The sequence below is a fragment of the Pseudomonas kitaguniensis genome (assembly GCF_009296165.1).
GTDB classification, from domain to species: Bacteria; Pseudomonadota; Gammaproteobacteria; order Pseudomonadales; family Pseudomonadaceae; genus Aquipseudomonas; species Aquipseudomonas kitaguniensis.
Genome location: NZ_VUAZ01000150.1, coordinates 1 through 21,445, shown reverse-complemented (window position 1 = coordinate 21,445; position 21,445 = coordinate 1). Strand labels below are relative to the sequence as shown.

The following is a 21,445-nucleotide window of genomic DNA, read 5'->3' as shown; positions in this document are numbered from 1 at the left end:
CACTGCCGCTTTTGACTGCCCTCAAAAAACACTAATCACACATGGGGATCACTCCGATGGAGCTTTTCAATCGCGCACCCACCGTTTTGGCCGGCCTCTGCGGCCTGCTCATCGCCCAACAAGGCTATGCGGCAGGCCTGGTAGAAGACAGCAAGCTGAATGTGCTGGCCCGCAACTTCTTCAGTAATGCCGACAACCGCAGCGGCGCAGCAGACCCTAACTACACCCAGGAATGGGGCCAGGGCTTTATCGCCAACTTCGAGTCGGGTTACACCCAAGGCGCGGTAGGTTTCGGCGTCGACGCTATCGGCATGTTCGGTGTGCGCCTGGACTCCGGCAAAGGTCGCCACTACAACCCGCAACACACCGCGTTCAATGGCAACGTGTTCCCCACTGGCTCCGATGGCCGCGCGGTGGATGAGTTCGGCAGCCTGGGCATGACCGCCAAGGCCAGGTTCGCCAAAACCGAGCTGAAATACGGCACCCTGGTGCCGATGCTGCCGGTCGTGATGGCCACCGATCGCATGCTGCAACAGACGTTCAACGGGGGCCAGGTGCAATCCAAAGACCTCGACCATTTCACCTTCACCCTCGGCCAGTTGGAACACGTAAAAGGTCGCGGCTCAAGCAACCAAATGGGCATGTCGATTCCGGGCGCCAACAATGCCGTCACCGGTGAATTCGTCAACAAGTTCTATTACGGCGGGGTCGACTACAAAGCGACAAAAGACCTGACCTTGCAGTACTACTACGGCAACCTTCAGGACTTCTACAAACAGCACTTCCTCGGCCTGAAATACGACTGGCAGATCGGCCCCGGCACCCTGCGCACCGACCTGCGGCACTTCGACAACCGTTCCGATGGCGCCAACAGCAACGACCCGGCCTTCTACACCTTTGGCTACTACGGCAACGGCGTGACCAAAGGCAAAGTCGACAGCCGCCTGAGCAGTGCCCAGTTCACGTATTTGATCAACGGCCACACACTGTCTGCCGGCCTGCAACAAGTCAGCGGCGACAGCGACGCGGTGTGGCTGAACCAGGGTGACGGTTCCACGGCGTACTTTATGACCGAGTCGATGATCGGCAAATTCCAGCGCGCCGGCGAAACCACTTGGCAGGTGCGTTACGGCTATGACTTTGCCACGGTCGGCGTACCCGGCCTGAGCTTCCTCGGCATGTACGAAAGCGGCTCGAACATACGCACGCCCACCGGCGACAAAAGCGAATGGGAACGCAACCTCACGGTCAGCTATGTGATCCAGCAAGGCCCGTTGAAGAACCTGAGCATTGCCTTGCGCCACGCCTCGTTGCGCACGGAAGTGACCACCCAACGCGACAGCGATGAACATCGCGTGATCATTAGCTACCCGTTAAGCATTTTGTAAACGCCAGCACTCGGGCGGCAGTGGGGCCGAGCCTTTCGCGAGGCTCGCCCCACACTGTTCGATGCGCGCAACCCCGTTGCAATCCGCCGCCGCAGTGCCTTATATTTGCCGCCTGGCGCTCTCTACGCCACCTTCCGCGGAAAGGGCTGCGCCCAAGACAATCACGCTTCACCTCATTTCTACGACTCCCAACCTTTAAGCGGAAAAGGTCTGTGCAAGGAGATCGTATGTCGCAACATCCTTCAGCCTCCACTACCGATGGCCGCCTCAACCTGGAGCAGCAGCGCAAACGCGCCAAGGAACTCTTGCCGCGCCTGAAAAGCCAGGACCCCGCCGCCACCTTGTCGCAGGCCCAATGGCAGATCGCCAAACAACTCGGCTTCAGCAGTTGGCCCAAGCTTAAAGCGCACGTCGACGCCATCGACTTCGCCGCCCGCCACCCCGATTTCGCCGCCAGCGACGAAGCGCGCACCTGCCACTGGCGCTGCGGCAACGACATTGCCCACAGCCTTAAGTTGGCGGGGTTCAAGGGGCAGTTTCAGATGCTCAGCGATCCACTGTGCATGGGCCCGGTTCGCACCCTGCCCCGCGAGGAATTCCGCGCAGTGCGCAGCGCATTTATCAGCCAGGCCTTTGCCATCGACCACAGCGAGGTAGCGCATCGCGTTGACGATGAATACGACCGGCTGCAAACCCTCGCCAGCGCCGCTCACAGCGTGCTGTGGTGCGAAGCGGATGCTTATGACCAGTTATTTCTGATCCGCGCGTTGGCAGGTCTTGAACATGCACCGAACACGCTTGAGCTGATCGAGGTCGATCATGTTCCGGGTGTTGAACGTTTTGTCGGCATCGGCCAATTGGCGCCCGACGTGCTGGCGTGGTTATGGCCGCAGCGACGCTTTATCGATGACCAAGCGGTAAATCTGGCCAAACAAGCGTGGGCGGCCTACTGCGACAGTTCGCCGGTGAAGCTTTGGCAGTTGGCCCACGGCACACACACGGCGCTGCCGTTGATGGCGCGGGCTTTACGCCGACAGTTACAGGAATTGCCGGGCAGCCAGGATGGATTGTCGCTGACCGAACGCTTGGCCCTGAGCTACATCGCCGAAGTGGGCGCGGTGCCGTTCGGCAGGGTCTTTGCGGAGTTGATAGGCAAGCGGGAGCCGCTGCCGTTCCTCGGGGACATGATGTTTCACGCGTTGCTGCGGCCGTTGATCGATGGCGAGCAGCCGTTGCTCAGCGAAGCCGACACCGCGCAACCCTGGCCTCGTCGCGGGTTGGCACTGACCGCTTTGGGGCACTCAGTGCTCAAGGGAGATGCGTATTGGCTCGACCACGCCAGCCACGAGCGCTGGGTCGCGGGGTCTGCCTCAAACCCCGCCAGCCGCACTGGACGCTGACTGACGAGAACCTGCCGTTATGGCGTGATTGACGGCCCGGCATCCTGCGCCAGTCGCGGTTCATGCATCGGGCAGCCGTTGTGCTCGGCGCGGAACCCCGACGACATCTCGTAGGAAGGCTTGCGCACGCGCATCACACCCCCCAATGGGCGATGCGCGGCCAGCCCGTGCCACGGGCTGAACGCCATGCCATCGTCAATTTTCTGCACGTTTTCAGGGCTCCAGGCCGCCTGCGGCTCAAGCTCGATACGCGCTACGGTGACATACGGGCTGAGGTCTTCAGGCCATTGCACCGAGGCATCCTCAATCGGCATTTTGTCGAGGTCGGTGGCCAACTGCACGCGCACCTCCCAGGTGCCGCCGCTCTGCGCAAAGTAGGCTTCGACTGCGGCGCGCAGGCCGTTCGGGTTGTCGCCGAAGTCCACGTGCAAATCAGTCAGCGCGGTCAGGTTCGAAGACACCGGCACCACCGCCACTTTGGCGTAGTACGGGCCGTAGAGCACCGGCACCACGCTGGAAAAACTTTCGCCGAGGATATGCGTTTGCGGGTGGCCACCGAGGCTCTTCAGGGTGCCGCTTTCGCCGCCCAGCGATTCAATCGTCGCTTCCACACCCCGCAGCACCGCCGACAGGGCTTTTTTCATGCCGGGAGCCTTGTCGGTGGTCTTCGCCAACAGCTTCAGGGTTTTCAAAAACGCCTTGGGCGTCGCGGCGGTAAAGGCCTTGGCGTTTTGCATGACGAAATCCTGAGTCACCTCACCGTCGCTGCCGGGTAGCCGTGGACCGTCTACGCCGACGATTTTCACCGCCAGCCCACGGGGCGTGGAAACCTTGTCATCGAGCACGTCGCCAGGGTTGGTCGAAAAGCGCATAAACACCGGCAGCTTCACTGGTTTGGCGAACGCGCCTTGCGCCAGGGCGGCGGGCAGGTTGTCGAGCACCGTGATGTGCCCACGCAACAGACCATGGGCTTTCGCGTGCACGCTGCGTGTGGCATGCCCACTGTCTTCAAAAGTGGTTTGCATGATGCCGCGAAGCGTTTCGGCCAACTCCTTGCTGGTCTGCGCTTCATCCTCAGGGATCTGTTCGAATGAAGGCTCAAAGGGCAAAGGCTGAATGGCTGGGCTAACTGCAGGTAGGTCGTTCATCAGGTGTCTCTCCGCTCGGCATGCTATTCACGACAGGCTATTTTTTTATTGGCAGGCATTGATAAGAAAACTCAGCCGCCGTGATGGATATGGCCGGGGCGAATAAACGGACGTTCAACAAATCCACAGGCCCGCCGGACGAGCGGTCAGCCTGCCGCCCGGAACCTGGCTCGAACCTTTTGCCCACCGCACTCGTCGTAGCGTTATCCCCCACCGATAACGCTTTCAGGTGCAGCCATGCTCATCTATCCAAAAAAACACTTTCAGCCCTACACCCACGCGGCTGGCGGCTGGGGTTCCGCACAATCAGTGATGAGAATTCTTTGGCGTGAACAGGCCTTCGGCAAAGCGGCCAAAGCGCTGTTCAAACAGAACAAACCGGACGGTTTTGCCTGTGTCAGCTGCGCGTGGGCCAAGCCTGGCAAGCCGCACGCGCTGGAGTTTTGCGAGAACGGCGCCAAGGCCACGGCGTGGGAGTTGACCGCGCTGAAGACCTCGCCGGCGTTCTTCGCCGAGCACACGCTGACGCAACTGCGCGGCTGGTCTGACTATGCGCTGGAACAGCACGGGCGGCTGACCCATCCGCTGCGGTACGACGCGGCCAGTGACCGCTACCGCGAGACGTCGTGGGAAGAGGCTTACCGCGAAATCGGTGCGCAATTGCGCAGCCTGCCACCCGACAGTGTGGTGTTTTACGCGTCGGGGCGCGCGTCGCTGGAAACCTCGTTCATGTACCAACTGTTCGCGCGCGCCTACGGCACCAACAACCTGCCCGACAGTTCGAACATGTGCCACGAAAGCACGTCGGTGGGGTTGCAGGAAAGCATCGGGATACCGGTCGGCACGGTGACGCTAGAGGATTTTGAACACACCGACTGCCTGTTTTTCTTCGGCCAGAACGTCGGCAGTAACGCCCCGCGCATGCTGCACCCGCTGCAAGAGGCGCGTAAACGTGATGTACCGATCATCACTTTCAACCCGCTGCGCGAGCGTGGGCTGGAGCGCTTCGTCAACCCGCAATCGCCGGTCGAAATGCTCACCCCGCAATCAACCGTGATCAGCACCCAGTATCACCAGGTCGCTATCGGCGGCGACAGCGCCGCCCTGCTCGGCATGGCCAAGGTGTTGCTGGAGATGGACGACCAGGCGCAACGCGAGGGGCGCGCCGCAGTGCTTGATCATGCGTTTATTGCGCAACATACCAAAGGTTTTGAACCGTTCGCGGCGCTGGCGCGTGCTTGCGCGTGGCCGCGCATCGAGCGCCAATCCGGCCTCAGCCGCAGTGCCCTCGAAGCGGCGGCGCAGGTGTATGCGCGCAGCCACCGGGTGATGATGGTCTATGGCATGGGCCTGACCCAACATCGGCATGGCGTGCAGAACGTGCAGATGCTGGTGAACCTGTTGTTGATGCGCGGCAATTTCGGCAAGTCCGGCGCGGGCATCTGCCCGGTGCGCGGCCATTCGAATGTGCAGGGCCAGCGCACCGTCGGGATCACCGAAGACCCGAAAAAAGTCCCGGTGCAATTGATCGAGCAGCACTTCGGTTTCAAGGTCCCGGAGCAAACGGGGCTGTGCACGGTAGACGCCTGCGAAGGCATTTTGGCAGGGCGGGTGCAAGGTTTCATCGGCTTGGGCGGCAACTTCCTGCGGGCGATTCCCGACACTTCGCGCATGGAACCGGCCTGGCAGGCGCTGCAATTTAACGTGCAGATCGCGACCAAGCTCAATCGCACGCACTTGCTGGCGACCCAAAACCAATGGCTGTTGCCATGCCTTGGGCACATCGAGATCGACCGTCAGAACGGCGTCGAACAAACCTGGGCCACCGAAGACAGCACCGGTTGCATCCACGGTTGGCACGGCAGTGCGGAACCGGCCAGCCCGCACTTGCGCGCAGAAACCAGCATTGTCGCCGGCTTGGCTCAAGCCACGCTCGGCGCGGGCTGCACGATTGACTGGCAAGGCTGGAGCGAGGACTACTCGCGGGTACGCAGCGCCATCGCGACGATTTACCCGAAGATCTTCCACGACATGGAAACGCGCATGGCCGAGCCCGGAGGTTTCCACCGCCCGATTGCCGTGGCCCAGCGCGAATGGCTGACCGACAGCGGCAAGGCGCAGTTTGTGCTGCCAAGCACGCTGAATGAAGACGATGACGTGAATGTCGAGGCGAATGCAAAAACAGCGCCGCGCGACGTGCTGCAACTGATGACGCTGCGCAGCAACGACCAATTCAACACCACGATTTATGGCTACGAGGACCGTTTTCGCGGCATCAGCGGCACCCGCGAAGTGATCTTCATGCACTGCAATGACATCGCGCGGCTGGGTTTTGCGAATGGTCAAGGGGTGATGCTGACCACCGCGATAGAGCCTGCGGTGAAGCGTCAGGTCGGGCCACTGGAAATTGTCGCTTACGACATTCCCGAAGGCTGCGCGGCGGCGTATTACCCTGAATGCAACCCGCTGGTGCCGCTGTGGCACCACGCCGAACGCAGCAAGGTGCCGGCGGCCAAGTCGGTGCCGGTACGCCTCAGCTTGCCGGTTTGATCAGCGTTTGGGCGACAAACCGACCGCGCAGGCCACCACCGCCGGGTCGCCGTGGTAGTTCGCACGCGGCGTTGCCGAACGTGGCTGAACACGCGTGTCGACAGCGCGCAAGGTCGGCCGCTCGACCACCGGTGCACTGTGCGTCGGGTCGACGATTTCCATGCAACGGCGCAGCGAGTTGAGGTCCGGCGATTGCGCCAACGACAGGTGCAAGGTTTGGCTGACCAACACCGACGCCCGTGAACGCTGCGCGCAGCGCCCGTCATAGATCAGCGTGTGGCGAATCAACGGGTTGTCATGGCAAAACTTCAACAGGTTGACCTGCCGCGAGGGCACCAGCGCGGTGTTGATGATCAACAGGTCGAATGCCACGCTTCCCGCCTTCGTCAACGCCTGCAATTGGTCGAACGTACTCAACGGGGCGATCCGGTAATAGCCCAGCTGGTTGAGCATTTTTTCGATGTTGACCCGCGCCAGCAGGTCTGCATCGGCAATCAGAAGGCGTAACGCTTTATTGGACATAGGGTAAACCTGACAGTTGGCAGCCACGTCGATCAATCAACGCCGAGCACGTTACCGTCAGCACCGAAGCCTGCCTTTAAGGCAATTCTGAAACGCTGCCCCGGCACCCCGGCTGATTTTTAAGAATCGCCTGAAAGCCCTCGCGCATCCCGCGCCCTACCATGGCCTGCGTCCCCACACGCTCCCATGGAGTTTTGCTGTGCACCTGTTTCTACTCAGAATGCTGTTACTCACCAGCGCACTGTTGGCCCTTACGCCGCCCGCCAGCGCGGCGCTGAAGATCGAAGGCACGCGCCTGATCTATTTCGGCGAGGACAAGGCAGCCAGCATCAACGTGGTCAACCAGGCCTCACGCGAGGTGGTGGTGCAAACCTGGATCACCGGCGAGGACCCGGCCACCGACCGCAATGTGCCGTTTGCCGCCACCGAGCCGCTGGTGCAGTTGGCCGCCGGGGAGCATCACGCATTGCGCATCCTGTATGCCGGTGAAGGCTTGCCCAGCGATCGCGAATCGCTGTTCTGGCTGAACATCATGGAGATACCGCTCAAGCCCGAAGACCCCAACAGCGTGCAGTTTGCGATACGCCAACGGCTCAAGCTGTTCTATCGGCCGCCCGCGCTCAAGGGCGGTTCGGCCGAGGCGGTGCAGCAATTGCAGTGGCGCAGCGACGCCGGGCGCAGTGTCACGGTCAGCAACCCCAGCGCGTTCCACGTATCGCTGGTGAACCTGCAAACCGACAACGTGGCGCTCAGCGATTACCTGCTGCTCAAACCCTACGAGCACAAAACCCTGAGCGCGCCGAGCCCGTTGCCAACCGGCACCACCCTTCACTTCACCGAAATCAACGATATTGGCTTGCAGGCCCGCCGCAGCGCGGTACTCAAGTAATCAATCGCGGGGTACTTGCACCTATGTCACTCACCCAACGTTTTTTGCCGATGCTGCTGTGGGCCTGCGCCGTCTTGCCGGCCACCAGCCATGCGCTGGCCTGCCGTGAAGACGGCACCGATTCGATCATCACCCAAGAGGCGCTGGGCACCGCATTGGCGGTCGCCGCCGATGCGCCCAACGGCAGCATCATCTGGGAATCCGGCCCACGTTCGACCAATGTGATCTGCCGGGACGACTACAACTACGGCAACGAGCTGGTGTATTTCTACGTCAACCCGGCCAACGTCAGCATCGGCAAGGGCATTCGCGTGGGTATCCGTTACAACAACCAGCCGATTACGCAAAGCACCGGTAAAGTCAGTACCGGGTTCTATTCGCACCGTGGCTGCACCGCCAACTGCACGGGCTGGCAGTACGCACGCTTCACCCTTAACTTCAGCGTATTCATCGAGAAGTACGACCCTACCCCGCCCAGCGGCCAAGCCAGTACATTGAACGCGTACCGCGTGTTCCAGCTCGACGGCGTGCTTGGGCTCAACGCACGGCCCAACAGCAACTTCAACTACGTGGTCACCGGCATGAACGGCATTCGCTTCGTGCCGTGCACGCCCGAGCTGACTATCAGCCCCAGCACGGTCAGCTTTCCCACGCCGTCGCGCAAAGCCTCGATCGGTGAAGTGGCCAGCAGCGCAAACTTCAGTTTGGGCCTGAACAAAGGCTGCGACACGCCTTACACCGTCAGCGCGCGCTTCGCCACCACGCCGGGCGGCGGCAGCGTGAGCAATGGCTTGTTGGTGCCGGATAACAACAGCTCGGTGGGCATCTCGTTGTCGCGCGTCGAAAGCCAACAGCAACTGCCCTTCAACACCTGGTTCACGTTGCAGGAGTTGATGGGGCGCGGCACAAGCCAGGATGAATTTCGCGCCGACGTAAAATGGCGCACCTTGCCGCTACCCGGCGCGTTCGACGCCGCCGTGGTGGTGGACATGTATTACAAATAGCCGGCCTTTTAAGGATCGTCTTATGCCACGCGCATTGGCCGACACTTAAAGTGCGCCAATGCGATTGAAAAGTTATCTGCTGCAGATCAACCCTGTCCTCTCCCGACCCGAAGCCGCCAGAAGGCTGCTGCGTATTTTTGCGACCGTGCTGCTCATCGGCATCCTCAGTGGGGTTTACACTTTCCTGCTGTCGACCTTCAACAACGACATTTCCCAACGTCGTGGCTACATGAGCAGCGCGATCGCCGAAGCGCATACGTTTTTCACCAACCGCGAGGCGCTGCTCGAAAGCCTCAGCCTCTCCGCGGTGCCCAAGCAATCCACGATTTACCCGCCCTCCCCCGAAGAACTGCACGTGCAGTTGGGCGATACGCCCGGCAGCCAGTGGAGCATCTGGCTGACCACGCGCATGCGCGACTACCTCAAGAACAAGCAGCTCAACCTGCTTTATGTGAACGCCGACCCCACGCCACAGGTGAAGCGCCTGTACAACGCGACGGCGCAAGTGCTGCCGATTTCCAAGTGCATGCTCAACCGTCTCAAGGCCTTGCAACACAGCGACCCGAACACGCTGAACGAGGTGTGGCTGAGCGACACGACCGAGCAACACTCGCACCTGTACATTTTCATCCGTCTTGATGAGCGCGACCACGACTCCGGCTGGCTGGGCCTGGAAATGCAAAGCCGCGAGGTGTCACAAACCCTCGGCGACCACAGCGCCGGCGAGTTCATGATGCTTAACTCGCAGGGCGCGCTGGTGTTCACCAACAGCGACGACGCACAGTTGAAGCAGCAACGCCTCAAGCCCAGGGAAGAGAACTTTTTCGGCTTTGTCGGTAACGGCTTGCTGCCCGACCACTTAGTGATTCGCAAGCACCTTAAATCCTCGGACTGGCAACTGATGTATTCCATCGACCTGCGCGCGGTGGTCAACGGGTTGTGGAAGCAACTGCTCGGCTCGCTGTTGTTCTGCTTGTTCAGCCTCGCGCTGATCTGGCTGGTGATGCGCCGCGTCGACCAACGTTTTATCGTGCCCTCGATCCATCGCATCCAGGCGTTGATCGAAAGCGAAGCGTTCGGCCGCGACGTGATCCAAACCGCGCCAGTCGCCCTGTGTGTACTGCGCCGCACCGACGGCCAAGTGGTGCTGGAGAACACCCTGGCCCAGCAGTGGCTGGGCAACGGCCCGGAGCGCGAGGCGTTGCGCGCGGGCTGGATAGAGCAAGCCTTCGCCGGTGAGCCGCATGAACGCAGCGACTACTTTGAAACGATTGACGGCCGCCACCTCTACTTGAGCAGCGCACCGACCCGCTACAAAGGCGAGGACGTGCTGTTTTGCGCGTTCAGCGACATCAGCGCGCGCAAACAGGTAGAAGCGGCGCTGGAGGAAGCGCGGCACTCGGCGGACGCGGCCAACGCCGCCAAAACCTTGTTCCTCGCGACCATGAGCCATGAAATTCGCACGCCACTGTACGGCGTGCTCGGCACCCTGGAGTTGCTCGCGCGCACGCAACTGGACACGCAGCAAAAAGACTACCTGCACGCCATCGAAGGCTCGTCATCGACCTTGCTGCAACTGATCTGCGACGTGTTGGATGTGTCGAAAATCGAAGCCGGGCAACTGGCGCTGGAATTGAGCGAGTTCTCACCGCTGGACCTGGTTCACGAAATCGTCCAGGGCTATGCCGCCGCCGCGCAGGGCAAGGGCTTGCAACTGTATGCCTGCTTCGACCCCAAGCTGCCGGAACGGTTGATTGGCGACGTGACGCGCATCCGCCAGATTCTGAATAACCTGCTCAACAACGCGGTCAAGTTCACCGACTACGGGCGCGTGGTGCTGCGGGTCAAAGTACTCGGCCGCGACGGTGAGCGCTCCAGCCTGCTATGGCAAGTCTCGGACACCGGCAAAGGCATCGCGCAGGAAGACCAGCCGATGATTTTCGAGCCGTTTTACCAGAGCGAAGGCAACACCAATGTGGTCGCCGGTACTGGCCTTGGCCTGCCGATCTGCCAGCGCCTCACAGAGTTGATGAATGGCAATATTCGTATGGTCAGCGAACTCGGCCTGGGCAGTAGTTTCAGCCTGATTTTGCCGCTGGAAGAAGCGCCCACGCCGCCGCTGACTGCCTTGTTGGCCGAGACCATTTATGTGGTGTCACCGATCCCGGAATTGGCGCATTCGATCAGCGGCTGGTTGCGCCGCTGGGGCGCCAGGGCGCAGACCGGGCTGCCGACATTGCCGGACAGCCATCTGCTGCTGCAAGTGCACCCCGGCAGCGTCGACCCATTGCTGGTGCCCGAATGGCCAGGCCCGGTGATTCACATCAGCAGCCAGGCCTGCAACGGCATCGAGGTGCAAGACGCTGCGTGGCACGTCAACCTCAACCATCTCGGTGCGATTCATCAGGCGGTCAGCCAGGCGCAGGGGCTGTGGGTGGCCCGCGCCGATGAGCAAACGCGCCAGCGTGATCTGAACACACTGAACCTGCACTTGCTGGTGGCCGAAGACAACATCATCAATCAGTTGATATTGCGCGACCAACTCGAAGAACTCGGCTGCACCGTGGAGGTGGCGGCCGATGGTCAGGAAGCGTTGCAGTTGTATAACGCCGGCCATTTCGACGTGGTCCTGACGGACGTGAACATGCCCCACATCAACGGTTATGAACTGGCGCGCGAACTGCGCCGCCAAGGCTGCCCGCTGCCGATTATCGGGGCCACCGCCAACGCCATGCGCGGCGAGGCCGACCTGTGCCTGGCCGCGGGCATGAACCATTGCCTGGTCAAACCCTTTGCGTTGCGGGCTCTATTCAACTCCCTGGCGCCTTATGCACGGATCACCCATGAAGCCCCTTAGTATTTTGATTGTTGAGGACCATCCCCTGCAGCACATCTACCTGCAGCACCTGCTCAGTGAGTTGGGGGATTTCAGGCTCGAAACCGCCGAGGACGGCAAACAAGCGCTGGAGCGACTGCGCCAGCGCGATTTCGACTTGGTGCTGACCGACCTGTTGATGCCGGGCATGGACGGCGTGCAGTTTATCCAGTGCCTGGCCAGCCTGCGCTGCAAACCGGCGCTGGCGATCATGAGCGCGGCGTCGCGGCGCATGCTGATGGCGGCCAGCCTGGTAGCGAAAAACCTGGATGTGGAGGTGATCGGGCTGATCTCCAAACCGGTCGCCGCCGACGCCTTGCGCAGCCTGGTGGACCAGCTCCGGCACAAAGTGCGCAACCCCTCCCCCGCATTGCCCGAACACCTCGACATCGACCGCCACACATTGGTGCAGGCCATGAGCAGCGGCCAATTCCAGGCCTGGTTCCAGCCAAAAAAATCCCTCGACAATGGGCGTATCGTCGCCGCCGAAGCACTGGTGCGCTGGATGCACCCCGAGCAAGGGGTGATGCTGCCCGGTGCGTTCCTGCCGGCGATCAAGGCGTTCGAACTGGAGGAGCGCTTGTTATGGCTGGTACTCAAACAGGCGATCCATGCGCAGGAGCGCTGGCGCCAGCGCGGCTATGAAATACCGGTCTCGATCAACCTGCCCACGCACCTGCTTAACAGCCACGATTTGGCCGACCGTTTGCTCGAATTCGTGCTGCACCACGACGGCATTCCGGGGCTGATCTGCTTTGAGTTAATGGAATGCTCGGTGCCGCAAGACATCAGCAACTTTTACGCCGGTGCCTGCCGCCTGCGCATCAAGGGTTTCGGCCTGTCGCAGGATGATTTCGGCAAGGGCTACAGCTCATACCTGAACCTTGTGTCGACGCCGTTTACCGAACTCAAGATCGACCAGGCGTTGGTCCAGGGCAGCCACGACAACGAAGGCATCGCCCAGGCGTTGGCGAGCATCATCGCACTGGGCCGCAAGCTCGGCCTCACCGTGGTCGCCGAAGGTGTCGAGACACCGCAGCAACTGGCCCTGCTGCGCAAGATCGACTGCAACCAGGTGCAAGGTTTTCTGATTTCCCACGCGGTGTCTTCGGATCAATTTCAACAGCTGTTGAACAATGATGGCCCTGCGACATCTCACTAGCAGCCGGCCTGGATTATTTGTCCTTTAATAAGGAGTAAGCTGCATCCAGTGCCGATTTATCCTGCGCCTGCGGAAGCCCCTGATGAAGCACAACAACGCGGTCCTCGAAGCCTTCACCCGCAGCTCATTGCGCCTCAACAAAGGCCTGATGGTGCTGATCGGCATCGCGTTGTTGCTGGTGCTCACCAATTACTGGTCACTGCAACGCAGCGTCGAAACCCGTTACGGCGCCACGCGCTTTCATTTTGCGCGCCTGATGGAAAACCTGGCGGAGCAGGAGTCGTATCTCAAAAGCCTGACGCACCCTGGCATCCAGGCCGAACTGACGCGCGCGACGCACGTGCAGGTCAGCCTTAAAAGCCGCATGATCGACAACCATCGCACCTTGTACGAAGGCCAGAAATACTCGTTTTCGGTGCCGTTCAACGTCAAATTCGATGAGCAGCAAATCGCCGCCGCTGACCGGCCGCCGATCTTTGCGCTGGGCGCCCACCTGACCAGCTACTACAGCGCGTTCTGGTCTTCGTCGCCGTATGAAGCGCCGCAAACGTTTTTAATCAACCGCCACACGCCCTACACCCTCACCATTCCGTCGGTGGGCTACCAACGCCGGGAAATCACCGAAGACACCGGCAACCTGATGGCGCTGGTCAATGCCGTGCAGCAGACCCTTGAGCAGACGCCGCAGCCGCTGGAACAAAATCGCGTGTATTGGCAAGCTGGCCCCGCGCCCGACCACCTGTTGGCGTATATCGGCCTGCCACTCGCCGGTGAGGGCCAGGCCGTGGTGGGCACCTTGCTTGATGTGGCCCAAGTGGACGACGTACAGCGCGCGCTGGAGCACTCCGCGTTTGACCGTTTTACCCTGATTGCGCCCGACGGTAACCGAATGATCGGGCCGGCGGTCAGCGCACAGCTCAGCGATGGCGTGCATGTGAATGCCAGCGGCTTTGAATTCAAAATCACCCAAGCCGGTGACCAGCCCTGGAGCGCGATCTATGCGCTGAATTACTCACACTTCTTTCACTCGGCGTTGTGGCCGCTCAGCAGCTTGGCGCTGTTTTTTGTCAGCCTGATTAGCCTGGGCTGGGCCGGTAGCCGCTGGTATCGGCGCCAGGTGATTACCCCGGCGCGCCTGGCCCACGAACGGATTGCCGAAAGCGTGGCGTTCAGCCGCGTGATCATCGACACCGCGCCCACCGGTTTGTGTGTGGTACGCCGCAGCGATGGCAAGGTGTTGATCGAAAACCAGCGCGCGCAGCAGTGGCCTGGCACGGCGCGGCTGGTCAGCGCCCTCGCCGCGGTGCACGACAGTGCCGAGAGCGGCGAAACCCATTTGGAAGTCGAAGGTCGGCACCTGCAAGTGGGCTTTGTATCGACCCGCTATCAGGCCGAGGACGTACGTTTATACGCGTTCAACGACATCACCCGGCACATCGACGACGCCTGCGCGCTGGAAGACGCGCGCCGCGCCGCCGACGCCGCCAACAAGGCCAAGACGCTGTTCCTGGCGACCATGAGCCATGAGATCCGCACCCCGCTGTATGGCGTACTCGGCACCCTGGAGTTGCTCGGCCTGACCGACTTGAATGCGCACCAGAAAACCTATTTGCAGACCATTCAGCGCTCATCCGCCACGCTGTTCCAGTTGATCAGCGATGTGCTCGACGTGTCGAAAATAGAGTCCGGTCAAATGGCGATTGAAGCCGTCGACTTCTGCCCGCTGGACATGCTCGAAGACACCCTGCACACCTACGCGGCTTCCGCCCAGCGCAAGGGTTTGCAGCTTTACAGCTGCATCGACGCGCAGTTGCCGGACTGCGTGATGGGCGATCAGATGCGTATTCGCCAGATCCTCAATAACCTGGTGAGCAATGCGATCAAGTTCACCGACATTGGGCGCGTGGTGATTCGCGCCAGGGTTACGGCGCGCGATGCCGATAACGTCGACTTCGAATGGCAGGTCACCGACTCTGGCGTGGGCATTCCCGAGGCGCAGCAGGCCAAGCTGTTCGACCTGTTTTACCAGGCGCCAGACACGGCGATTGAAGGCGGCGCGGGGCTGGGGCTGCCGATTTGCCGCTGGCTGGCGCAGATGATGGACGGCGAAATCAAGGTGGTCAGCGAACCGGGCCTGGGCAGCAGCTTCACCTTGAAAATGCGCCTTCCACTGTGCTGCGGCGCACTGAGCAACCCGCCGGTTATTGAACCCAGCCCGACACCGGTGTATGTGCAGGCGCCGGTACGTGAATTGGCCGAGTCACTGTGTGACTGGCTGAATCGCCTGGGCATAACGGCGGCGCTGGCCGCCCCCATGCCACAACAGGCCAGCCGCGATGCCGTATTGGTCGACATGCTGCCCAGTGAGCCCGCCCAGCCTTGGCCCGGTCAACGCGTGCTGTGCGTGCCTGGCGCGCACAGCCCGCCGTTGCACTCGGCGCAAGGTTGGTGGTGGATATGCACGACGTGCGTGCCATCGCCGCCACCGTTGCACTGGCCCAGCATGGCAAACATGAGCGGCCACCCGCGGCCCAGCCACAAAGCGCCGGGCAGTTGGGCCTGCGCATTCTGGTGGCTGAAGACAACCCGATCAATCAGGCGATCATCAAGGAACAACTCGAAGCGCTCGGCTGCGCGGTCACCCTGGCCGCCAATGGCGAGCAGGCGCTGCAACTGTGGCAACCCGACGCCTTCGACCTGGTGTTGACGGACGTGAACATGCCGCTGATGAATGGCTATGAACTGGCCAAGGCCCTCAGGGCACATGACCGGCTGTTGCCGATTATCGGCGTCACCGCCAACGCCATGCGCGAGGAAGGCGTGCGCTGCCTGGCGGTGGGCATGAACGCCTGGATCGTCAAACCCTTGAGCCTGCAAACCTTGCGCGCGCAGTTAATCAAACTGTGCAAAGTCAAGCCGCAGGAGCCACCCGCCGAGTCGTTTGACGACGGCGTGCAACTCTCGGAAAAAATGCGCCCGCTGTTCATCAGCAGCGTGCAGCAAGACATGCAGCGCATCGGCGCGGCATTGGCCCAACGCGACGCACACGGCCTTGGCCAATTGCTGCATTCGGTCGCCGGGGCGCTAGGCGCCGTGCAGGCGCTGAATTTGGCCCACGCCTGCATCGAACTTGAAAACGCCCTTAACCGTGGCAGCCTCGACACCCCGCTTGAGCTCAAGGTGAAGGCTGTAATGCAGCGCTTGTCGGCCGTCCTGGAGACGCTCAAGCACCCGCGCACTTGACTTACTTGAACTGGCATTACGGACGGCCCTTATGAAAAAATTCAACGTGGTTATCGCGGACGATCACCCGATCGTACTGCTCGGCGTACGCGAACTGGTGGAGCGCGACACGCGCTTTCAAGTGGTCGGCGAAGCCGTGTGTTCGGCGGGCCTGATCGAGCTGCTGGAGCATCAGGGCGCCGACATTGTGATCACCGATTACAACATGCCCGGCGACTCGCCCTACGGTGACGGCCTGAAGCTGGTGGAGTACCTGAAACGGCATTTTCCGCAGGTGCAGATACTGATTCTTACGATGATTTCCAATCATCTGATCCTCACGCGTCTGCAAGAATTGGGCGTGGTCGGCATCATCCAGAAAAGCCAGTTGCACACCGAGATTCAACTCGCGCTCAAGGCGATTGCCCAGCACAGCGCTTATCGCAGCCTGGAACCGCCGAAAACCTCGGTGATCGAGACGCTTACCGCGCTCGACGAACGCGTTACTACGTTGTCACCCAAAGAGTTCGAAATACTCCGTTTATTTATCTCGGGCATGAGCGTCAGCGATATTGCACGCCGTCAAAGCCGCAGTTCAAAGACCATCAGCGCACAAAAAATATCGGCCATGCGCAAACTTGAAGTGAGCAGCGACCAGGACCTTCTCGCCTATTGCCTGGCGCGTAACATTTTCAACTAAGCCCTCCTTGAAAGCCATTCCTGGCCGATGGCTTCGCCCTTTATTTGCTGGGCTTTTGCCTGCCCTACCGTGCAACTAACCCGCCTGTTCCAACGCTTATAAGAATCGTCTTATTTGCTCGTAGCGCCGTGCGCCTTACTCTTTCCTCGCAGTTCAACAGCAGTATTTTTCAACTAACACTTACGGACCTCAACATGAAGAAGTTTTCCCTGGCTGTTATCGCCTCGGCCATTATCGCCGCTTCCGGCAGTGCATTTGCCGAGGGCGAAGCAGCACCAGCACCCACCCCGACTTTGGGCGGCAGCGGCAAAATTACTTTCACCGGCGTGATTAACAACGACGCTTGCTCGGTAGACGGCGCCAACGCCGACCGCACCATTTCGGTGGATATGGGCAACGTGTCGATCAAGGACATGGGCACGGCCGAAAACCCAACCGCCGGCCGTGTGACCGCCAAAGACTTCAACCTGAACGTCAACTGCAACCAGGGCACCAAAGTCGCGATGATTTTTGACGCCAACAACGGCGGTTCGGGCCTGGTCACCGGCAAAAACGTGCTGGCACTGACCCCGGGTTCGGCCACCGCGCAAAACGTCGGTATCGCCCTGCTCGACGACAAAGGCGCACTGATCAACCTCAGCTCGCCGACCACCGCACGCATCGAGAGCGCCATGCGTGGCCAGGGCAGCGAGGGCGGCGATGCCACCCTGAGCTTTGCGGCGGCCTATGTGACCACCGGCGCCGCCGGCACAGCCACCGCCGGTCGCGGTGATGCCACCCTGCCGTTCATCCTGCAGTACGAGTAACCCCGGCGCCCCGTGCACCGAACGCGCGAGGCCATACGGCCTCGCCATTCTTTTTTGACGACACTGGATAACCCTCATGCTGCCTCGTTCTATCGCCGCATGTCTGGGGCTGCTGGGCATGCTAATGGCTACCCAGGCCGCCGCCAGCATTTCACTGAATGCCACCCGTATCGTGTTCGAGGGCGACCACAAGGAAGCCAATATCACCGTGCGCAACGGCAACCAGGATGTATTGATTCAGTCCTGGGTCGACATGAATGATGCCGACGGTAGCCGTGCACCGTTTGCCGTCACCCCGCCATTGGCACGCGTGTTCGCCAAGGAACAGCAACTGTTGCGCATCCTCTATGAAGGCAAGGGCATGCCCACCGACCGTGAATCGGTGGTGTGGCTGAATGTGCAGGAAATACCCAAGGCCAGTGAGGTCGAGAACACGTTGCAGTTGGCTATCCGCCAACGCATCAAGATTTTTTTCCGCCCTGCCGGTTTGGCCGGCAGCGCGCAACAAGCGCCCGGGCAACTTGAGTGGTCGCTGGTCAAACACGGTGCGCAGAGCGTCTTGCAGGTGAAAAACCCGACGCTGTACCACGTGTCTATGGCCGACATTAAGGTGCAGGCGCAACTGGCCAGCGACTCCACGATGATTGCGCCCGGCGAGGAAAAACGCTTCCCGCTCAGCGCAGCGCTAGCGAGTGGCCCGGTGCAGCTGTCGTTTTCCAGCATCAACGACTATGGCGCACAGAACCACTACAGCGCGGCCCTGCCCAGCGCCGCTGCGGTAGCTGTGCACGCAACTGAGTCACGCCGCAAACCCTAAGCGCTTAACCCCAAGCACTTTCGCTAACCCACAGGCTCACCGCGCGTGCGTATTGGCGCGCGCGGCTGTTGGCCAATCCGGGATGTCACAGGTCTTCGCATGTCTTTTCTTTCCAGCAACAGGCCCGCGCGTGGCGCACTGAAGTTGAAGGCACTGTCGTTCGCGATGGCCGCCAGCCTGCCTGTTTGGGCAACCGCCGATGAGGCAGCGGAAACCTTCAACACCACCTTCCTGCAAGGCTCGCAGTCACCCGTCGACTTGCAGCAATTGCTCTCGGCCAACAGCGTGTTGCCGGGTAATTACCGCGTCGATTTGTACAGCAACGAAGTGCTGGTCGGCCGACGCGACATCAACTTCAAGCGCAACCCGCACAACGCTCGGGTCGAAGCCTGCCTGAGCCTCGACCTGCTCAAGCAGTTGGGCATCGACATGGGCCGGTTACAGGCCCAGGGCAAAGTCGACCCGCAGCACCCAGAAGAATGCTACGACCTGGCGCAACTGATTGAGGACGCCGGCGTGCGTTACGACAGCAGCCGCCTGCGCCTGATGGCGAGCATTCCACAAGTGGCCATGCAGCGCGGCCTGCGCGGGTATGTCGACCCGCAACTGTGGGACGCCGGTGTGAGCGCCGCGTTCATCAACTACCAGCTCAGCAGCAGCCGCAGCGCCGGCGACTATGACACGCGCATCGCCAACAATTTGGGCCTGCGCAACGGCATCAACCTCGGCGCCTGGCGCTTGCGCAACGAATCGAACCTGAGTGGCGGCACCGGCGCCCGAACACCTACACCAGCAACCGCACCTATGCGCAGCATGACGTGACTGCGATCAAAGGGCAGTTCAGCGCCGGTGAGATTTTCTCGGACACCGACCTGTTCGACAGCGTGCGTTATCGCGGCCTGAAACTCGCCTCCGACGACGGCATGCGTGCCGACAGCGAGCGCGGTTATGCGCCGGTGATCCGGGGGGTGGCGCAAACCAACGCCACGGTAGAGATCCGCCAGAACGACTATATCCTCTACACCGCAAGCGTCGCGCCGGGGCCGTTCGAGATCAACGACATCTACCCCAGCGGCTCCAACGGCGACCTGCAAATTACCGTGATCGAAGCCGACGGCAGCCGCCGCGTCACCCAGCAGGCGTTTTCCAGCCTGCCGATCATGGTGCGTGAAGGCCAGGTCAAGTACAGCGTTTCGGCGGGCACGTTCAAAAGTAATGCCGACGGCCTCGCCAGCCCGCGTTTTCTCAGCGGTACGCTGGCGTACGGTTTGACCAGCAACCTCAGCGCGATTGTCGGCCTGCAAACCAGCGAGGACTACACCGCGCTGTCGATCGGCGCCGGCAAAAACACCGCGCTCGGCGCGTTCTCGCTGGACACAACCCACTCAACCAGCAAGGCGCAAGGGCAAACCACCCAAGGCAGCAGCGTGCGCGCGCTGTATGCGAAAACCTTCGCGGGCACCGACACCAACTTCACCCTGGCCGCCTACCGCTATTCCACCGAGGGCTACCGCACCCTCACCGACCACGTTGAAGACAGCAGCGAAGGCCTGCGCGTGCGCACCGGCCATTCGAAAACCCGCACCGACCTGACCATCAACCAGAGCATCGGGCGCAACCGTGAATTGGGCAGCCTGTACGTGAACGCCAGCGACCAGCGCTACTGGAACCGCGGCGGCTCGCAGAGTTTTTCCGCCGGCTACACCAGCAACTGGGGCGACCTTAGCTACAACCTCGGCGTAACGCGCACCCAGCAAATCGTCAGCCAAGGCCAGCCGAGCAGCGACACGCAGTTGAACCTGTCGATTTCCTTCCCGCTCGGCAGCCAGGCCCGCGCGCCACGCGCATTTGTCAGCAGCAGCCGCCAACGCGGCGACACCACCACCCAAGCGGGCCTCAACGGCTACGTCGCCGACACCAGCGACACCTTTTATTCGGTGCAAGCCGGGCACAGCGACAGCAGCGGCGATTCCGGCTCGGTGAACCTCAACAGCCGCACGTCGGTGGCAGACGTCAGCCTCGGCTACAGCCAGGGCCAGGGCTACAACTCGCAGAACCTCAACCTCGCCGGTTCGGTGGTGGCGCACGCGGGCGGCATCAACCTGGGGCAGACCGTCAGTGAGACCTTCGCACTGGCCGAGGTGCCGGGTGTTTCCGGGGCGAAAATCAGCAGCTACAGCGGGGTCGAGACCGGCTATAACGGCTATGCGGTGATTCCGAATGCGCAGCCGTATCGGGTGAACTGGATCAGCCTGGACACCCGCGACTTGGGCGGCGATGTAGAAATCACCAACGCCACGCAGCAACTGGTGCCGCGCCGCGGAGCCGTGGTGGTGGCGCATTACAGCGGCACCAGCGGGCGGCGGGTGCTGTTTGAGTTGTTGGATGCGCAGCGCAAGCCGCTGTCGTTCGGGGCATCGCTGGAGGACGAAGCAGGCAAGCAGTTGGCGATTGCTGATCCCAACGGGAATGCGCTGGCGTTGGTGGAGCAGGATCAGGGGCGTTTGGTGATCAAGTGGGGCGAGCACCGTTGCAACGCATCGTATGCGCTGGGGCCGCAAAATAAGGCGTTGAATTATGAAAAGCAGGTGCTGGTGTGTGAGCCTTGACCCAATCTCCCAAGCCGAACTCGGTCAAACTGTGGGAGGGGGCTTGCTCCCGATAGCGGTGTGTCAGTCAACTCATGTATCAACTGTGAAACTGCTATCGGGAGCAAGCCCCCTCCCACAGAAAGCAAAAAAAGCAGATCTGCCGTGTATGCAAAACTCGCCTTTGATCTGCTTCAACCACTCAGGTCGGCTTTCAGGCCGCCGTGCTCTTGCTTTTGATCTGAGAAGCGCCCCGTTAAACCACGATGGCCGCCCCCCACTCACATTGTTTATTGCATTTCTTTAGTTAGAACGGGTTACGACTGACCCTCGCGGTCACGCAAGCCCAGCAGATACAACACCCCATCCAGCCC

11 protein-coding genes and 3 pseudogenes are annotated in these 21,445 nt (G+C 61.1%); 12 read left to right on the top strand and 2 right to left on the bottom strand.

Annotation, left to right across the window (positions count from 1 at the left end; translation table 11 throughout):
* Nucleotides 1-56: 56 nt before the first annotated feature.
* Together F0169_RS23085 and F0169_RS23080 are read left to right on the top strand one after the other, a co-directional pair.
* Nucleotides 57-1,388, top strand: a complete 1,332-nt coding sequence (locus tag F0169_RS23085) for an OprD family porin (RefSeq protein ID WP_058412824.1) — start codon at nucleotides 57-59, stop codon at nucleotides 1,386-1,388.
* A gap of 227 nt (nucleotides 1,389-1,615) precedes the next feature.
* Nucleotides 1,616-2,820: pseudogene (locus F0169_RS23080) on the top strand (DUF1835 domain-containing protein).
* Here F0169_RS23080 and F0169_RS23075 read toward each other — a convergent pair.
* Complete coding sequence (locus F0169_RS23075; protein ID WP_152747709.1) at nucleotides 2,806-3,936, bottom strand: catalase family protein; 1,131 nt, start codon at nucleotides 3,934-3,936, stop codon at nucleotides 2,806-2,808. The pseudogene F0169_RS23080 and the gene F0169_RS23075 overlap by 15 nt on opposite strands.
* A 237-nt stretch (nucleotides 3,937-4,173) precedes the next feature.
* On the opposite strand from F0169_RS23075, the gene F0169_RS23070 reads away from it, so the two are divergent.
* A complete protein-coding gene (locus tag F0169_RS23070) occupies nucleotides 4,174-6,486 on the top strand; it encodes an FdhF/YdeP family oxidoreductase (RefSeq protein ID WP_152747708.1) in 2,313 nt (770 codons plus the stop codon).
* Here F0169_RS23070 and F0169_RS23065 read toward each other — a convergent pair whose 3' ends face one another.
* Entirely contained in the window at nucleotides 6,487-7,008 is a 522-nt protein-coding gene (locus F0169_RS23065; protein WP_152747707.1) for an ANTAR domain-containing protein, read from the bottom strand.
* A gap of 199 nt (nucleotides 7,009-7,207) precedes the next feature.
* Here F0169_RS23065 and F0169_RS23060 point away from each other — a divergent pair, with 199 nt between their 5' ends.
* The 9 genes and pseudogenes from F0169_RS23060 to F0169_RS23020 all read left to right on the top strand — a co-directional run bounded on the left by F0169_RS23060 (nucleotide 7,208) and on the right by F0169_RS23020 (nucleotide 21,092).
* Complete coding sequence (locus F0169_RS23060) at nucleotides 7,208-7,897, top strand: fimbrial biogenesis chaperone (protein WP_058412829.1); 690 nt, start codon at nucleotides 7,208-7,210, stop codon at nucleotides 7,895-7,897.
* 23 nt (nucleotides 7,898-7,920) lie between these two features.
* Nucleotides 7,921-8,901, top strand: a complete 981-nt coding sequence (locus tag F0169_RS23055) for a fimbrial protein (protein ID WP_058412830.1) — start codon at nucleotides 7,921-7,923, stop codon at nucleotides 8,899-8,901.
* 58 nt (nucleotides 8,902-8,959) lie between these two features.
* Nucleotides 8,960-11,758, top strand: coding sequence for an ATP-binding protein (locus F0169_RS23050; RefSeq protein WP_152747706.1), 2,799 nt, complete (start codon nucleotides 8,960-8,962; stop codon nucleotides 11,756-11,758).
* Nucleotides 11,745-12,938, top strand: a complete 1,194-nt coding sequence (pvrR, locus tag F0169_RS23045) for a response regulator cyclic di-GMP phosphodiesterase PvrR (protein ID WP_058412832.1) — start codon at nucleotides 11,745-11,747, stop codon at nucleotides 12,936-12,938. The genes F0169_RS23050 and pvrR overlap by 14 nt, the downstream gene beginning before the upstream one ends.
* Nucleotides 12,939-13,020: 82 nt before the next feature.
* Nucleotides 13,021-16,181 (top strand): annotated as a pseudogene (locus tag F0169_RS23040) (hybrid sensor histidine kinase/response regulator).
* Between the two features lie 31 nt (nucleotides 16,182-16,212).
* Nucleotides 16,213-16,860, top strand: a complete 648-nt coding sequence (locus F0169_RS23035) for a response regulator (protein WP_122250344.1) — start codon at nucleotides 16,213-16,215, stop codon at nucleotides 16,858-16,860.
* 194 nt (nucleotides 16,861-17,054) lie between these two features.
* Nucleotides 17,055-17,666 (top strand): fimbrial protein, encoded by a 612-nt coding sequence (locus F0169_RS23030; RefSeq protein WP_058412835.1) that lies wholly within the window; start codon nucleotides 17,055-17,057, stop codon nucleotides 17,664-17,666.
* A 76-nt stretch (nucleotides 17,667-17,742) separates the two neighbouring features.
* The gene (locus F0169_RS23025) at nucleotides 17,743-18,483 is read left to right on the top strand and encodes a fimbrial biogenesis chaperone (RefSeq protein ID WP_122250345.1); all 741 of its coding nucleotides are present in this window, start codon (nucleotides 17,743-17,745) and stop codon (nucleotides 18,481-18,483) included.
* Between the two features lie 99 nt (nucleotides 18,484-18,582).
* Nucleotides 18,583-21,092, top strand: a pseudogene (locus F0169_RS23020) (fimbria/pilus outer membrane usher protein).
* The last annotated feature ends 353 nt before the right edge of the window (nucleotides 21,093-21,445 follow it).

What these genes read in the sequence shown, in the direction of transcription:
- F0169_RS23085 (WP_058412824.1), top strand. Translation starts at nt 57, where the DNA reads ATGGAGCTTTTCAATCGCGCACCCACCGTTTTGGCCGGCCTCTGCGGC.
- F0169_RS23075 (WP_152747709.1), bottom strand. Translation starts at nt 3,936, where the DNA reads ATGAACGACCTACCTGCAGTTAGCCCAGCCATTCAGCCTTTGCCCTTT.
- F0169_RS23070 (WP_152747708.1), top strand. Translation starts at nt 4,174, where the DNA reads ATGCTCATCTATCCAAAAAAACACTTTCAGCCCTACACCCACGCGGCT.
- F0169_RS23065 (WP_152747707.1), bottom strand. Translation starts at nt 7,008, where the DNA reads ATGTCCAATAAAGCGTTACGCCTTCTGATTGCCGATGCAGACCTGCTG.
- F0169_RS23055 (WP_058412830.1), top strand. Translation starts at nt 7,921, where the DNA reads ATGTCACTCACCCAACGTTTTTTGCCGATGCTGCTGTGGGCCTGCGCC.
- F0169_RS23050 (WP_152747706.1), top strand. Translation starts at nt 8,960, where the DNA reads ATGCGATTGAAAAGTTATCTGCTGCAGATCAACCCTGTCCTCTCCCGA.
- pvrR (WP_058412832.1), top strand. Translation starts at nt 11,745, where the DNA reads ATGAAGCCCCTTAGTATTTTGATTGTTGAGGACCATCCCCTGCAGCAC.
- F0169_RS23035 (WP_122250344.1), top strand. Translation starts at nt 16,213, where the DNA reads ATGAAAAAATTCAACGTGGTTATCGCGGACGATCACCCGATCGTACTG.
- F0169_RS23030 (WP_058412835.1), top strand. Translation starts at nt 17,055, where the DNA reads ATGAAGAAGTTTTCCCTGGCTGTTATCGCCTCGGCCATTATCGCCGCT.
- F0169_RS23025 (WP_122250345.1), top strand. Translation starts at nt 17,743, where the DNA reads ATGCTGCCTCGTTCTATCGCCGCATGTCTGGGGCTGCTGGGCATGCTA.